Source organism: Neglectibacter sp. X4, from assembly GCF_009917365.1.
In the GTDB taxonomy this organism is placed as follows: domain Bacteria; phylum Bacillota; class Clostridia; order Oscillospirales; family Acutalibacteraceae; genus Acutalibacter.
In genome coordinates, this window is record NZ_QWLE01000263.1 from 1 (window position 1) to 659 (window position 659).

Genomic DNA, 659 nt, shown 5'->3' on the forward strand with positions numbered 1-659 from the left:
CATCTTTTTCTCTCCTGCCTTTTATATGATGCTTCCATTCTATCACGATCCTCTCACCTTGTGTAGACACTATCTAACCTCCTCAAATAGAATATTATTATTATATCCGTCCAAACGAATAATATCAACAATTAGATTGTAAATCATTACTCTCTAAAAGAAAACAGCAGAGATTTCTCCCTGCCGTTCTTGCTTTATGCAAAAATGATTTCCTCGTTCACAATCTCCCTTACACATGCCCTTATGTTATTGAGCCGCCCTGTCCATTCTAGGGCGTTTTCTGCCTTTAGCTGTTCTGTTATGCCCTGTACCTGTTTCATGCCATCTAAGAGCCTTTCAAAGCGTTCCTGCGCCTGCCTGTCGATGTCGGCAAGATAGGCGTTGAGCCTGCCGCTTGTGAGAAGATTGGTGTATGTAACCTTGCGGTACTGCTTCAGATAGTCTAAATGCCGCTGTCCCCATATTCCTATGGGTTGTTCTTCTTCGGCGGGTACGGTTAAGCACGGTATTAAGTAATCTCCTTGCCGCTCGTATCTGCCGCCCAGTTCCTCAAATAATGATTTTGCCATTGTCTGTTACCTCCACCAATGTCATTAAGTTAAAGGTATAAAAGAGCAAAATAAGAAAAAAGCATAAAAAAGGCTTGACAAATGGGAAAA

1 protein-coding gene is annotated in these 659 nt (G+C 41.9%); it reads right to left on the bottom strand.

Annotated elements, in window-relative coordinates:
* Nucleotides 1-194: 194 nt before the first annotated feature.
* Nucleotides 195-569: a TnpV protein gene (locus D1841_RS18030; protein WP_160645007.1), complete on the bottom strand. Its 375-nt coding sequence runs from the start codon at nucleotides 567-569 to the stop codon at nucleotides 195-197.
* Nucleotides 570-659 lie beyond the last annotated feature (90 nt).